This window comes from Nostoc sp. (assembly GCF_036917095.1).
GTDB lineage: Bacteria > Cyanobacteriota > Cyanobacteriia > Cyanobacteriales > Nostocaceae > Nostoc.
The window spans coordinates 125141-140825 of the sequence record NZ_JBALFH010000014.1 but is presented as its reverse complement, the minus strand read 5'-3'; the positions used below and the strand labels follow the sequence as shown (position 1 = coordinate 140825).

Sequence of the window (15685 nt, the reverse complement as noted above, 5' to 3'; positions counted from 1 at the left end):
TTTTATGGCATCTACAAATCCACAATCCAACTTTAACAATCCGACACAATTTCTAGAGGGATGGTACTGGACATTAGCATCAAAAAAATTAAAAATTGGCAAGGTAAAAGCTATAACTTTACTAGGTAAAAATCTGGCAATTTATCGGGGAGTTAGTGGTCAGGTAGTAGCTATAGATGCTTATTGTCCACACATGGGCGCTCATTTAGCAGAAGGTAAGGTAGAAGGTGATGGAATTCGCTGCTTTTTTCATAATTGGAAGTATGACAGTCGCGGAATTTGTGTAGATGTTCCTTCTCTCGGAAAACCGCTACCTGTGTGTATTAAAACTTGGCACACGGCAGAAAAGTACGGCATGATTTGGGTTTGGGTGGGTGAAAAAAAGCCAGGTTCGTTGCCTTTTGTACCAGAGTTAGAACAGGCAGATTGCGATCATATATTGGGGACTCGATTTGTCAAAAACTGCCATCCCAATGTCTTGCTAATTAATGCGATTGATGCTCACCATTTCAATACAGTACACAATTTGCCTTTAGAGATTGTATTTGATTCTCAAAACCTGAACCCCAATGCTATTACCTTCAGCAACACTACACGCGGAGGGGATGATTCTTGGTTAATTCGCCTGATTCGTCCTCTATATCGCAACGAAGTTACTTATAGTATGTGTTACTGGTATGGCAGCACTGGCACTGTGACGCTAGGGCCGGATTTCCTGCACTTCTACATTATATTTACGCTGCGAATGATAGAAGGTGGTAAAACTGAAGGGCAAACAATTCTTGTCACTCCCAAGCGTCCGGGATTTTGGGGATGGGTTTTAAATCGTGGTTTGTTATGGTTAACTCAGCAAGTTGGTAATTACTTTGCCAAGGGAGATACACAGGTATTTCAGACAATTCAGTTTGATTTAAAGACTCCTACTAAAGCAGATCAATCTATTCTGGAATTTATTCAGCACGTTAATCACCAGAAAGCCTTAACCTGGGGAACTTGGGACACTGTTAATCATCCAAATATTCAAACCTTATCAACACCTAGCCCTGAACATGGATTCAAAATATAACATTGTCGGTTTTAACCTACCACACACAGATTCTCATGACCGTTTGCGACGGATATTAACAGCAGCGTTACCCAATCAGAACAATTATGCTAATTACCCGCAATTAAATTATTGGGATGCTGAATTTTTTAACTTACATCAAGTCAAAATTTTTCAACAATCTAATATTAATGAACAATCTGCTATTCTGGAACTTGCCAACCGCAGCCTGTTAGAAGAATCATATTTCATTGAGAAAGCGGGCGTTGGCTACATGGCAAAAATGGTACTGTTAGCCGAAACAGTTGAAGAACGAATGCTTTATGGACTGTTTACGGCTGATGAAGCTACCCACCTTCACCAAATTAGCCATTTTTTACCAGAAATGGAAGTAACTAGCACGGACGATCCGTTTTTGCGCTTACTATCAGAAGTGGTTGAAAGTACAGATAAAACAGTTTTGTTATTTGTGCTGCAAGTCGTTTTAGAAGGATGGGGTTTAAGCCATTATCGGCGTTTAGCGAAGGAATGCCACTATCCAGTTTTAGCAGAACTTTTTTCCAGTTTTTTACAATCTGAATCCCGTCATCACGCCACGGGAACCACCTTGTTTAATCAAATTACTGTTTCAGCATTTAGTCAAACAACAATTCTTGATGTATTGGCACAGTTTTTGTTTATGGTACAGGTGGGGCCGCAAAGCGTAGTAGCAGCAGTTGAACAAGTGAAAGGACATCTGACGCGATCGCAAAAAATCCAAATTCTAGAAGAACTAGATACAGAGACTCATAGCGGAACGCGATTACAAATATTGCGATCGCTCATGGGGGGAACATCAGCCCAGTCCATCCTGCAAAATTTAGAAGAACGGGGAGCCTTTGAACCACTCCCCGCCCATCAATGTGTGTAATAAATCTCAATCTTATCTCTGCGTAAAATAAAAACGGATATGGAAAAAACTATTCATCGCAAATTACAAATTAACCACACTCGTAACAAACAGCAAGATCATACTGCTTTAATGGATGAAGCAGTTATCAATTTTCGCTATGAGGATTGTCAAAACGAGTATTGGAACCCAGAGGAATTTTCCCTGCTATACGGTACACCTTTATGGGAACAATCCAGCCAACATCAGCGTATAATTTTGAACCAACTTTACTGGGTAGCTTACTACTCACAAATTGTTTCTGCTGAAATTGCAACTATCTTTTTCAATCAAACCAGTGCAGCCGGACTTTACGCCCAAGAAGATTTTCGCTTAATCTGCGATACCTTAGATTTGGAATCCGCCCAAGAGCGATCGCACATTAACGCCTTCCGCACAATTGCCAAACAGGTTGAACAAGCGTTATTTGGGGAACTTATCTTTACCTACCCCATGCGCGGCCCCTTTACAGAAACGATGGTTTATGCTGACACCAATGCCCTAAAAACTTGGTGGAAAAAAATTCAACTTCAATACTTTGGGCTGATTTCTGCGAATAATACTTTTTTAGCTTGTCAGTATTTCACAGTCCGGGGAGTGAGGACACTAAACGGCAAGTTAGTACAGCACAAACTCAGTAATTATTATCAAAAACATCCCCATCCTGAAGCTGCTCCAATTCCTGCTAAAGTCTCCTATTATCACTTCATGGATGAAAGTTTTCACTTCAATAGTTCGACAATTATATCTCACGATGTTATCACCTGCCTTAAGCCACCGACTGCTTTTGAGCGACTGGTTGCTAATTTAGGATTGCTAGGATGTCAACGCGATCATTTTCATTTTTCTGCTGCGATTAACGGGATTTTCTGGTACGATCCGGCGCTGTATAGTAAGATTTATCAGGTGTTGCGATCGCCTATTTTTGAGATGAGTGACAAGGATGCTAAAGAAATGATGCGGCGTTGCTTTACGGAGGAGTCGGAAGGGTTGCAGCGCAGTTTTTCAACTCATCAGGAGGCGATGAAATCTTATCAAGTGTATGTTGAAAAGCTCGATTATATTTGGCCACGTAATCGGGATATGTCATTGATGGCTACTAATTCAATTTCTCGATATTTGGCAACTCAACAAAGAGCTTTTCAAGGTTTTGAACACCAAGGGGATTTATTTTTATCTCACGCAGAGACACAGAGGCGCACAGAGGAATGGAAGAGTGTTGTTTAGGTAAAATTATTTCGTATTATGCCTGACTTCTGTAAGATATCGTTTCCAGAAAGTGATTTTACTCCTATAACTTTGGAATGTCATCAAAGTTTGTCTGAACATCTTACGATTCATAATTCACCTGTTCTATTTGGTTGTCGGACTGGTATTTGTGGTACTTGTTTGGTTGAAGTTATTGGTGATATTCCGCCTCCCCAACCTGATGAACAGGAAATGTTAGAGACGTTAGCAACTAATCATCCTCATGCGCGGTTAGCTTGTCAGATTGATGATGTTACAGTTAATATTGAAATTCGGAGACTGAAAGGATAAATTTAGTTAAGATTGAATCTGGAATCAGGCTTAATGGCACTGAAGTTTATACTGAGACTTACTTTTTGCTGAATAATTTGAAAACATCACCAAAAGATAAAAGCTATGCACCTCGATCGCTTTTTTCCCCTGATTATTTTCATCGTGATATCAATAGGTTTTATTGGTGCGTTTTTGATACCCTATATTTTAAATACTTTATTGGATCAAAAGAGTTCCTACAAAACAAATATAACTAATTCTAGCTACTACTCTCATGACACAGATACTAGTTGGAATTCTTTAGATCCTCTAAGTTATGGCGATACAAGCAGTAATGACTCAAGCAGTTGCGATAGTGGGGGTTCTGATGGAGGTGGTAGTTGTGATGCTGGCGGTGACTAAATACTTAGTTTAAAGACTTAGTGAAATAAAATCATGGAAACTGTGAATATCCATGAAGCTGAAACAAATCTCTCACAGCTTTTGTTACGGGTAGAGGATAGAGAAGAAATCATTATTTCTGACAGAGGCATTCCTGTTGCCAAATTGGTTCCGTTTCGCACTTTATCAAATCGCCGCGATAGTTTGGGACAAGATAAAGGGCGTTTTGTAGTGCCAGAGGACTTTAACACCCTTTTATTAGATGAGATGTTAGCAGCATTTGAGGGCGGTGAGGAGTGAAACTTTAATTTCCCACTGTCTATACTATCAACTTGGCGATCGCTCATATCACCTATGAGTATTGTAAAATGTTAGTTTTTTCCTAGCCTCAAACCAACTTACTTGCTGCTACACGAATGGATTGGGAGGAGGATTACCATGTATACGGATGTATTCCTCTTGTAAGTCTTGAAAATATTCTGCCAAGCATTGCCCTGTTTCAGTCCAGTAAAGTTCTTTTTGATGTATGTAATCGTTGCATCCACAACAAAATGTGTACTCATTGTATAGAAATGGGTTAACTAGGTAGCTACGAATTATTTCCTCTGGCATCCCTGTTGCACCGCCACAATGTGGGTGGATGTAAGCTTGCGGAACTACATCAAGTGCGCCCTGATAACGGCGTTCTGGATGGATAGTAACATGGTCAGTCATTTGACCATCTGCCAAAGGTTCTGTGTGCTTTTCTCTGTGCATAGGATAAAGCGGCAGGAAGATGAGTTGGTGGCAGAATGCACAACGAACAAAAGGTATGGTATACAGTCCTGGCTTAGTTGTCCTAATATATCCAAGTCCTGCTTCAAGCTGCTCCCATTCCCAATCTGGAATACTTTCTAAGACTTTTTGTATATCGGCTTGATTGCCAGTTACGCAATCAACTACTACTGGATAAAAGTCGTCCCAGTAACCTTTATGAAGGTTGCCCTCATATAGAGCGACTGTAGCCAACCTTGTACCCACTGGTGGTACTCCGTTCTTCATCCACTTAAGGGGTTGAGGCAAAATTTTGATCGCATGATGTGGTGCTTTACCTGTAGTGAGGTCTGTGAATACTGCAACTAGAGGTGGCTTTAATGCAACAACAACACCAGGATTAACACAACCATAAAGGAAGTGTTCGCGGGTACGAGTTGTCAGAAATATAAGTTTCTTAAGAAACCAAAATATTCCTATGCCGAAAAAAATATTAAATATAGCAACTCCAAATAATGCAGATGGCAGAAGATGTAAACTTTTGCCCTCACGCAGTATTCCGAAAAAGGCAAACCCAAAAATCCAATTGATAATAAAAGCTAATACAACCACAATGGTGAGCGGAAAAATCAATTCAATTGGTTCGCTAGGAAACGAACGAATCCAATAAAAATAATCAATATGCAGATTTCCAGGATTTGACGCATGGGTACTAGCATCTACCGTAAAAGGGCGTTGTGGTTGATTTACCATTGTTGCACTCAGCTACCTAATTTTTTAGTTTTTAGCTCAAATTGTTAGTACGAGATTGAGGGATATACTTCAACTTATGCTTAAAATTAGGTTGCCCTTAAATAACATGAAATCTAACGCCCAGCTTACCGAACGGTTGCCATAATTTAAATACGATCGCTCCCACCCACCATGCAATTTGCAGATTTCTGGTACATTGTCGCACTCAGCAAACAGTTACAAGCTAACAAAGTATTATCACGCACCGTTTTAGGAGAATGGTTAGCGATATTTCGCGGTGAAGATGGACAAGCCGTAGCTTTGCGCGATCGCTGTTTACACCGCAATAGCCGTCTATCATCAGGTAAAATCTGTAACGGTGCTTTACAATGTCCCTATCATGGTTGGGTATATGACGCGGTTGGAAACGTGATTGCTGTTCCAGCCGAAGGAGATGATTTCAAACCTTCCCCACAGCGTCGAGCCAAGTGTTACGCTACCAAAGAACAAGATGGCTATGTTTATGTGCGGTTAGCCGATAGCGTTGATTTTGAACCATTTTCTATGCCTCAATACGGACAAACAGGATGGGAGACGGTACGGGTAATTAACCGTTTTGCTAATAATGTTACCAATTGTGCGGAGAACTTTATTGATATTCCCCATACAGCTTTTGTTCATCCTGGTGTTTTCCGTACTTCCCGCCAACAAAAGTTAGAGATGACTGTAGAACGGTGGAATGGTTCAGTTTTGGTGGAGTATCGCAACGAAAACAGTAATTTGGGATGGTACAGCCGTTTTCTGAATTTGCAGGGTGCAGAGATTAAACATAGCGATCGCTTTTATATGCCCAACATTACCTCTGTAGAGTATAAGATGGCAGATAATCGCCATTTGTTCATTACCAGTCAATCTATTCCAGAAACTGATAATTCCACTCTGGTTTACACAGATGTCACCTATAACTATGGCATCTGGAATAAGTTAGCACGTCCCTTTGTGCGGTGGACTGCTCAACACATTATCCGCCAAGATGTGGAAATTTTGGGTATTCAGGGGGAAGCGATCGCTAAATACGGGACACAATTTTATAATACGCCTGCGGACACAATTCATATATTTGTAGAGTCAATTATGGCAGCTATATCTCGTGGAGAAGATCCGCGTTTATTGCCAAATCAATCAGTAAAAGTTACATTTTGGGTTTAAGAATAATTTGTAATTACCCCCCTTAATCCCCCCTTGTAAAGGGGGGAGATCGGAAAATCCAGTTCCCTCCCCTTTATAAGGGGAGGGTTAGGGTGGGGTAAAATCCATGTTTAAAATCAGTGTGAGCAATCAAAAGTGGAAATACAAAACTTTTCACAACTACTAATTTTTGGCTCTTTTATCGGATTACTTGGTTGGACTATTACCAATCAAGTTGGACTAACTCAACTTAAAGCGAAAATTCGTGAAGATTGGCTGATAGATAGTACAGGATTAACAATTCAAGGAATATTGATTCCTTTACTACAAGCTACTTTAGTTTATTGGCTTTATCAATATTTACTACCCACTCAACAAGGATATTTAGAAATATCATTAATTCCAGCTTTTCTGATCAGTTTTGTTATAGTTGATTATTTATATTATTGGAATCATCGTTTATTACATACTAAATTGTTGTGGAAAGTTCATCAAGTCCATCATACTGTTACTCAGATGGATGTATTAGGAACTTCTCGCAACACACTTTGGACAAGTTTGTTAATTATTTATTTATGGATACACACTTTATTTTTATATCTGTTAGCCGATCCAACAGGTTATTTACTTGGAGTAAGTCTAACTTCTGCCTTAGATTTATGGCGACATAGCAGCTTGATAATTCCTGAAAGTAGCTGGCTTTATCAATTTTTATCTTCTTGGCTAATCTTACCACAGGATCATGCTTGGCATCATTGCCGGGAAATCCATAATTATAACTATGGGGCTAATCTGAAAATTTGGGATAAGTTACATGGAACATATTATGAAAGCAAAAACTTGCCATCTATAATCGGAATTCCTAGCTCATTAAACTTGTTCCAAAAACTTTTATTCCCATTTTAATGACAGTTATAAGTAAAATTATTTCGTTTTTTCCCACCTTTATATTATTGCTAACTGGGGCAGCAATAATCTACCTTGCTTATTCACCCAACATCTTCAGTATTCTGGCGGTGTTACTTTCTATTTATGGACTACCAGTGCTAGTTTACCGCTTGCATGAATGGGTTTATCCTGTGCGGGAGGGGATTAGTTATCTACAAGGTAAAGAATATAGTCCCTGGTGGGGTAGTCATCAAATCCAGGTAATTTATATTGCAATTCCGGTGTTGGAAGCAGTGCTGCGATTGATTCCGGGGGTATTTTCCTGTTGGTTGCGATTGTGGGGTGCTAAAGTGGGGCGAGATGTATACTGGACAACAAGATTGGAGATTGCCGATCGCAGTTTATTAGAAATTGGCGATCGCGTCGTTATCGGGCATGGTGTCGGTATCTATTCTCACATCATTAAACCCCGTAAGCAAAATCTAATGTTGTATGTCAAAAAAGTTAAGATTGGCAGCAATGTTTTTGTTGGTGCTGGATCTAATCTTGCTGCTGGTGTCGTCATTGCTGATGGTTCTTATGTACCAGCAGCCACCAACCTTTATCCTAATCAAAAGGTGCAATAATGCGTCCGATTATTCAGCTTTTTGGGCAAATTCTCGCGCCAACAGCGAGGCGATTTCATCAAGCTTTGGATAACCCAGAGTTAACGCAGACATCTGTACAGAGGGAGATTTGCGATCGCTTAATCAAGAGTGAGTATGGTAAAACTTTGGGAATTCATTCTGTAGACGATTGGCAGCGTGTACCAATCGTAGATTATGATGCACTCGAACCCTGCTTAAATCAAAAACAGCAGCAAATTTCCCTCACACCAGAACCGATTTTGTTCTATGAAAAAACCTCTGGTAGTAGTGGGGCAATAAAATGGATTCCTTATACTCAATCTTTGCGGCGATCTTTTAATCAAATGTTCTGTATATGGGCGCATGATTTGATTGTACACGGGCCAAAATTTTCCACAGGCAAGCTTTATCCTTGTATCTCGCCGCAATTAAATGTAGCTGATAGCGAAACTTTACAGGATGATTTAGATTATTTAGATGGTTGGTTGCGTTGGTTTTTGCGTCCTTGGTTGGTGATGCCAAATAAACTTAATCGGCTGCATGATGCGAACTTGTTTAAACATCAACTGGCTTTAGCATTATTAGAGGCTGAAAAACTAGAAATTATCTCTATTTGGAGTCCTAGTTTTTTGCAAGTACATTTAAAATATATTCAAGAAAATCAGGATTTATTGCGAACAGAATTACACAACCGGATTTCACATCATCGGCTGCAACTTCTCAGTGAAAGTAATATTCCCTGGATGCAACTCTGGCCAAATTTAAAGCTAATTTCTTGCTGGGATAGTGCCAATGCAGCAGATCGAGCGCAAGGATTAAGATCGCAATTTCCAGGTGTATTAATTCAAGGTAAAGGACTACTAGCAACGGAAGCACCTATGACAATTCCGTTGATTGTCGCTGGGGGATGTGTACCGGTTCTTGATGAAGTGTTTTTTGAGTTTGAGGATGATGCTGGTTTCCTGTATGGTTTACACCAACTCAACATTGGCAAGGAATACACGATTATTTTATCGCAGAAAGGAGGATTGTATCGTTATCGAATTGGCGATCGCATCCGGGTAACTCATTACTATCGCCACACTCCCTGTTTAGAGTTTCTCGGACGACATCAAGCTGTTAGCGATTTAGTGGGCGAAAAGTTGCAAGAAACCTTTGTAAATAATGCTCTAACTCTCTTGAACTTGCAAGAAACTAATTTTAAAAGCTTGATGCCTATTGCCGATCCTCCACACTATATTTTATTATTAGATTCGGCAAAACAAACCCCAGAAATTATCGCTCAACAACTGGATCTGGCTCTATCAGAATCGTATCATTACAAGAGAGCGCGATCGCTCGGTCAACTTGCAGCACCACAGGTTTTAATCTCTAGCCAAATTCCTGAAGTGTTAGTTTCCCATCGTATTCGCACTGGAAGGATTTGGGGAGGTATTAAGCATCCAATTCTTGCAACATCACCTATTAGCACTGAATTTTTACAAGAATTGAAGTTGGAAATTGCCCAGAAATAGCTAATTCACAACGAAGCATTAACACAAACAAGAAGCGGCTTTCAACACAACCTGAGACAGTGGCATTATCCTGAGAAAAGAATTCTGCTCATAAGGGGAGTTGCTCTTACCAAGTGAATGCAGTGCTGTATACTCGATTTACCTGTCGAACTGACGCAAGTAAGCGAATTCGCCAGTTATTCGGCACAACTAGACTTAGAGGATGTTTGAAAAGTTTTCGGCGAATATAATTCGCTACTACACAGGCTAAGTCCACCTCCGTGGACTAATACAAAATTAAGGTTTTCAAACCCACGCAGGTGGGTTTCGTCTGTGTAGCCGCGACTTCCAGTCGCCAGGGCTGTAATAAATTAGACTTTTCAAACAACCTCTTAGACTATTACGATTATTAGGTAGACAAACGATCTACACGCGCTGCATGAATAAGTTTAGAGTCATTGTGTCGTGGGAAAGATTAGCGAGGCTAATCTTTCCTTAACTAGGATTTGAAGAGTTAACTTGACTTAAATTTTGGGAATTATGATAAGAACTACCAAAATCTATTAAAAAACAGCATTCAGGCAAGTATTAATGTTTAAATTAATTGCTCGCATCCCTGACTATAGTATTACAAGTTTAATTTATGAAGCTACTGCCACAGTAATTTATCGAGCATACTCCAAGGCTAAGGAACACTCAGTTGTCATCAAACTGCTCAAAGCAGAATATCCTACTATCAAAGAAATTGCTCAACTCAAGCACGAATACGAAATTATCCAAAACTTGAACGTTGCAGGTGTAATCAGAGCTTATGAATTAATCAGTTACGACAACGGTTACAGTAATGGTCTAGCAATGGTTTTAGAAGACTTTGGTGGAGAATCTTTAAAAGTTCAGATATCTAATACAGGCTTTAAACTTACAAAATTTCTCAACATCGCCGGTCAAATTACTGAAACTTTGGGAGAGTTACATACCCACCACATTATCCATAAGGATCTTAAACCCGAAAACATTCTTTATAACCCCGATACCGAGAAAATAAAATTGATTGACTTCAGCATCGCTTCGCTGCTGTCAAAAGAAAGCCCAGAAATGAGTAGCCTCAATCTCCTAGAAGGAACGCTGGCTTATATGTCACCAGAGCAAACTGGACGCATCAACCGAACTTTAGATTATCGTACAGATTTTTACTCATTAGGTGTCATTTTCTACGAAATGCTGACAGGTCGGCTCCCCTTCCAGAATGCCCAAGACCCAATGGAGTTGGTGCATTGTCACATTGCGAAAATTCCAATAGCTCCTCATGAGATTAATCCTAATGTACCACTGGCAATATCTGCGATCGCCATGAAGCTACTGAGCAAAACTGCTGAAGACCGTTACCAGGGCGCTTACGGCTTAAAGGCTGACCTAGAGCAAGCAGCGATACAACTACAAGCAAAAGGCAGCATTGAACTTTTTAACTTAGGTCAGCAAGATTTTTCGCATCAATTTCAAATAGCTCAAAAACTTTACGGTCGGGAAGTAGAAGTGGCGGCTTTAATGGCTGCCTTTGAAAAAGTTAGCCTTGGTTCGAGCGAAGTTGTGTTGGTAGGAGGATACTCAGGTATCGGCAAATCTTCACTAGTTAACGAAGTTCACAAACCGATTGTCCGGCAACGAGGTTACTTCATCGGTGGCAAATTTGACCAACTCAAGCGAGATATTCCTTATGCTTCTTTGATTCAAGCATTTCGAGAATTGATGCGACAACTGTTAGCTGAAAGCCAAGCCAGAGTTGAGGTTTGGAAAACTAAATTACTACAAGCATTGGGAGTTAATGGTCAAGTTATTATTGATGTCATCCCGGAAGTAGAACTGATTATTGGGGAGCAAGCGCCTGTACCGCAGTTGGGGGTTGCTGAATCTCAAAACCGTTTTAATCGGGTGTTTAAGAAATTTATCCATGCCTTTACTGCCGCCGCTCATCCCTTAGTACTGTTTTTAGATGACCTCCAATGGGCAGATGCTGCCTCTATAAAGCTAGTCGAGAATTTGATGACTGACCCAGAAAGTCAGTATCTATTGCTGATTGGGGCTTACCGAGATAACGAAGTTAGTCCCACCCATCCGTTGATGCTAATGCTAGAGACAATTCGAGCATCTGGGGCAACTGTTGAAGAATTGCTTTTGAAGCCATTAGCAACACCTCATATTACTCAATTGGTTACTGACACGTTCAATTGCAAATTATCTCAGGCAGAACCTTTAGCCGATTTGGTGTTTCTAAAAACCCAAGGTAATCCCTTTTTCTTGACTCAGTTACTAAAAGTACTGCATCAAGATAATCTCTTAACGTTTGATTATCGTTTGGGTTTATGGGATTGGGATCTCAACAAAATTCAAGAACAAGCCATTACCGATAATGTAGTCGATTTAATGGTGAAAAAAATTCAAAGGCTGTCAGAACCGACGCAGCAAGTTTTACAATTAGCTGCTTGTGTTGGCAACCGTTTTAATTTAGAAATTCTAGCTGTAGTCAACGAAAAATCTCCATCAGCAACAGCAGTTGATTTATGGTCAGCTTTGCGGGCGGGATTAATTCTTCCTTTAAGCGATACTTACAAAATTCCTCAGTTGTTGAATCAGTCTGAATTGGCAACATATTGCGATACTGCGGTACAAGTTGACTATAAGTTTTTGCACGATCGCGTTCAGCAAGCTGCCTATTCTTTAATTCCAACCGACCAGCAACAACAAGTACACCTAAAGGTGGGAAAATTACTATTACATAATACTGAAAAAGCTCAATTAGAAGAACATATTTTTGATATTCTTAACCATCTAAATGCTGGTGAATCATTGATTGTTGAACAAACAGAAAGATACGAACTAGCAGAATTAAATCTGAAAGCAGGTCAGCGAGCAAAATCATCATCAGCCTTTGTAACTGCTCTGAAATTGCTGAAAACAGGAATGGTCTATCTTCATGAAAATAGCTGGCAAGATAAATATTTGCTCACATTAAATTTATATTTACAAGTTGGAGAAGCAGAATTTTTAAATGGGAAATATGAGCAAGCTTTGCTGATTTTTGAGCAGACTTTCAGCCAGGTTAAAACTTCTCTTGATATGTGTCGAGTGAATGAATATCGAATTATGTGTCATCGGATGAAAAATGATTTAAACTCTGCATATAAAATTGGGCTAAATACCTTAGAGCTTTTAGGCTTCGAGTTTACAGCTTATCCCGATGATGCATATTTGTTAGAAAAACTTAATCATACCAAAAAAATTATTGGCGATCGCTCAACTTTTAGTCTCGCAGAGTTACCACAAATGCAAGACGAAGAGAAGCTAATGGCTCAACGCATCTTAAAAGAAGTCTGGCCCATTGCCTACTTTTTAGGATCTAAAGCGTTGCACATCACATCTATGAACATCACTCAACTTTCAGTTCAGTATGGCAACTCCCGAATTTCGGTATTTGGTTACATGCTGTATTCCTTCAACTTAGTATTTCAATATGGTGAGGTAGATTCAGGTTATGAGTTTGGCGAGCTATCTCTGCGTTTACATGAGATTTTAAAAACGAAGGAATTAGAAGCAAATATTTTGAATATGTGGGGAGGTTTAATCTGTCATTACAAAGTTCATATTAGCCAGAGTAAACCTTATTTATTAAAGGGATTTAATAGCGGTTTAGAAACAGGCTCTTATCAATGGTCTGGTTATTGTTCAGTTAATTTTTTATGGCAATGCTTATTTGGGAATGAATCTTTGGAAAAAACCGCAGAAGTAGCCGAAGATTTTATTCCTACCCTCCGCAAGATCGACAAAAATATGTTGAACTACCATCTGCTGGCGATGGAAGCGATCGCTAACCTGACTAAGCCAACAGACAAGATCGATCGGCTTGTTGGAACTTGGGCAGATGAACAGCAAGTGCTAGAGTTTGCGGTGGCATCTTCGGATATGTTGAGTGCATTTGTAGTTTACATCTATAAACTTGCGCTCTGTAACTGGTATGGAGAGTATACCAAAGCTGTTGAGTATGCAGAGAATGCAGAAAAATATGTAGGAGGAGCGCGGGGGATTTTTATTAATCCTGTTTTCTATTTTCACCAAAGTATTGCCTTGGCTGGGGCTTACGCTGAGGCAGATACGGAAACTCAAGCCATTTATCTGCATAAACTAAATGCCAACTTAGAAAAATTCCAGCAATGGGCAATGCACAGCCCAACCAATTATCAACACAAGTTACTGCTGATTCAAGCTGAAGTGGCTCGGATTCACCAACAAGATTATCAGGCAATGGATCTGTACGATAAGGCGATCGCTTCTGCTGCCGAAAACGGTTATTTACAAAATGAAGCCTTGGCAAATGAACTCGCATTTCGATTTTACTTGGCCAAAGATAGGAAAAACTTTGCCAAAGTTTATTTTAAAGAAGCCCACTATTGCTATTTAAAGTGGGAAGCTACGGGTAAAGTCCGGCAACTGGAAGAACAATATTCCCAATTTTTTAGAGATACAGCCGGGGAAGTAGCTGGGTGGGGTACGGCTACAAACCAGATTCAGGATATTTCTGAAGCTAAAACCCAAACTCTAGATATCAGCACGGCGATTAAAGCATCGCAGGCACTCTCAAGCGAAATGGAGCTAAATCGCTTGCTAGAGAAGATGATGACAATTGCGATCGAGAATGCTGGGGCCCAAATGGGTTATCTACTTGTCAAACAGGATAACCAGTGGGTGATTGAAGCTGAAGGAAGGATTGAGGGAGATCGACTGACAGTGCGATCGTCCAGTCTGGTGCAAGTAAAGCCTAAATTGCCAGTTTTACTGATTAACTATGTTGAAAGAACAAAAGAAAATTTGGTTTTAGACGATGCTAGCCACACAGAGCTTTTTCTGAGTGACAACTATATTATTGCCAATCAACCTAAATCAGTTTTGTGTTTGCCTTTTGCTCATCAGGGTAAGCTAACTGGAGTTCTTTACCTGGAAAATAACCTCACCACTGGAGCCTTTACCCCAGAGCGATTAGAGGTACTCAACTTATTGACTTCGCAAGTTTCCATCTCAATAGAAAATGCTCGGCTCTACACAAATTTGCACATATACTCCCAGGAGTTAGAAATTTCGGAAACACAAGCGCGTGAGAAAGCAAAGCAGCTAGAGCACACCCTTGATGAATTGAAGCTCACCCAGTCCCAGATGGTACAAAGCGAAAAAATGTCTAGCCTGGGGCAGTTGGTGGCAGGCGTTGCTCACGAAATCAATAACCCAGTTAGCTTTATCTACGGCAACCTGACTTACGTAAATGATTATGTCAAAGACTTGATGAGTGTAGTACAACTTTATCAGCAGCAAAACCAGAATTTACCACCTAAAGTTCGGGATGAAATAGATGCAGTTGACTTAGATTTTTTGATGGAAGACTTACCTAAGCTGTTGGCTTCAATGAAAGTAGGAACCGATCGCATTCGCCAAATTGTATTATCTTTACGAAACTTTTCCCGCCTAGACGAAGCTGAAGTTAAAGCCGTTAATATTCATGAGGGCATTGATAGTACCCTAATGATTTTGCAAAATCGGCTCAAACCCCAACCAGACTCTCCGGGAATTCAGGTAATACAGGAGTACGGCAACCTGCCACCTGTAGAGTGCTACCCTGGCCAACTGAATCAGGTATTTATGAACCTGATCGCAAATGCCATCGACTCTTTAGAGGAATTTAACGAACATCGGACTTATGCCGATATCGCACGTCAACCAAGTATGATTAAAATTCGTACTACTGTTGAAGGCGATTTCGCCGTCATTCGCATTGCTGACAACGGTTCTGGTATCGCCGAAAATGTGCGGCGGCAACTCTTCACGCCCTTTTTTACTACCAAAGCTGTTGGTAAAGGCACTGGTTTAGGGCTATCTATTAGTTACCAGATTGTGACTAATAAGCATCGAGGACAGTTGAAATGTCTATCCGTTTTAGGACAAGGGGCTGAATTTATTGTTTCTATTCCCCTTGAGTTTTAATTAAAAATTAAAAAGAATAATAATTTTGGCGTTGCTGAATCAAGGGATGATTCTTGTAGGGTGGGCGACACGAGCGCCCTGAAATACAAGGGACGGGCAAGATGCC

At 40.2% G+C, this 15685-nt stretch carries 12 protein-coding genes; 11 read left to right on the top strand and 1 reads right to left on the bottom strand.

Going from position 1 to position 15685, the window contains the following annotated elements; genetic code table 11:
- The first annotated feature begins 4 nt into the window (after positions 1–4).
- From V7L01_RS03495 to V7L01_RS03470, 6 genes are all read left to right on the top strand, one after another.
- The gene (locus tag V7L01_RS03495) at positions 5–1066 is read left to right on the top strand and encodes an aromatic ring-hydroxylating dioxygenase subunit alpha (RefSeq protein ID WP_335031951.1); all 1062 of its coding nucleotides are present in this window, start codon (positions 5–7) and stop codon (positions 1064–1066) included.
- Complete coding sequence (locus tag V7L01_RS03490) at positions 1050–1955, top strand: ferritin-like domain-containing protein (protein WP_335031949.1); 906 nt, start codon at positions 1050–1052, stop codon at positions 1953–1955. The genes V7L01_RS03495 and V7L01_RS03490 overlap by 17 nt, the downstream gene beginning before the upstream one ends.
- A gap of 39 nt (positions 1956–1994) precedes the next feature.
- Entirely contained in the window at positions 1995–3200 is a 1206-nt protein-coding gene (locus V7L01_RS03485; RefSeq protein ID WP_335031947.1) for a P-aminobenzoate N-oxygenase AurF, read from the top strand.
- A gap of 18 nt (positions 3201–3218) precedes the next feature.
- Entirely contained in the window at positions 3219–3512 is a 294-nt protein-coding gene (locus V7L01_RS03480) for a 2Fe-2S iron-sulfur cluster-binding protein (protein WP_335031945.1), read from the top strand.
- 105 nt (positions 3513–3617) lie between these two features.
- Positions 3618–3896 carry a hypothetical protein gene (locus V7L01_RS03475; protein WP_335031944.1) on the top strand — a complete coding sequence of 93 codons (279 nt, stop codon included), beginning with the start codon at positions 3618–3620 and terminating at the stop codon, positions 3894–3896.
- Positions 3897–3929: 33 nt separating this feature from the next.
- Complete coding sequence (locus V7L01_RS03470) at positions 3930–4175, top strand: type II toxin-antitoxin system Phd/YefM family antitoxin (protein WP_335031942.1); 246 nt, start codon at positions 3930–3932, stop codon at positions 4173–4175.
- 108 nt (positions 4176–4283) lie between these two features.
- On the opposite strand, the gene V7L01_RS03465 is transcribed toward V7L01_RS03470, so the two are convergent.
- Positions 4284–5381, bottom strand: coding sequence for a DUF3239 domain-containing protein (locus tag V7L01_RS03465; protein ID WP_335031940.1), 1098 nt, complete (start codon positions 5379–5381; stop codon positions 4284–4286).
- Positions 5382–5552: 171 nt separating this feature from the next.
- Here V7L01_RS03465 and V7L01_RS03460 point away from each other — a divergent pair, with 171 nt between their 5' ends.
- The 5 genes from V7L01_RS03460 to V7L01_RS03440 all read left to right on the top strand — a co-directional run bounded on the left by V7L01_RS03460 (position 5553) and on the right by V7L01_RS03440 (position 15579).
- A complete protein-coding gene (locus V7L01_RS03460; RefSeq protein ID WP_335031938.1) occupies positions 5553–6569 on the top strand; it encodes an aromatic ring-hydroxylating dioxygenase subunit alpha in 1017 nt (338 codons plus the stop codon).
- A 135-nt stretch (positions 6570–6704) separates the two neighbouring features.
- Positions 6705–7454 carry a sterol desaturase family protein gene (locus tag V7L01_RS03455; protein ID WP_335031936.1) on the top strand — a complete coding sequence of 250 codons (750 nt, stop codon included), beginning with the start codon at positions 6705–6707 and terminating at the stop codon, positions 7452–7454.
- On the top strand, positions 7454–8062 hold the full coding sequence (locus V7L01_RS03450; protein WP_335031934.1) for an acyl transferase: 609 nt from the start codon (positions 7454–7456) through the stop codon (positions 8060–8062). The genes V7L01_RS03455 and V7L01_RS03450 overlap by 1 nt, the downstream gene beginning before the upstream one ends.
- Positions 8062–9576 carry a GH3 family domain-containing protein gene (locus V7L01_RS03445; RefSeq protein ID WP_335031932.1) on the top strand — a complete coding sequence of 505 codons (1515 nt, stop codon included), beginning with the start codon at positions 8062–8064 and terminating at the stop codon, positions 9574–9576. Before V7L01_RS03450 ends, V7L01_RS03445 begins: the two co-directional genes overlap by 1 nt.
- Positions 9577–10146: 570 nt before the next feature.
- Positions 10147–15579, top strand: coding sequence for a trifunctional serine/threonine-protein kinase/ATP-binding protein/sensor histidine kinase (locus tag V7L01_RS03440; RefSeq protein WP_335031930.1), 5433 nt, complete (start codon positions 10147–10149; stop codon positions 15577–15579).
- Positions 15580–15685 lie beyond the last annotated feature (106 nt).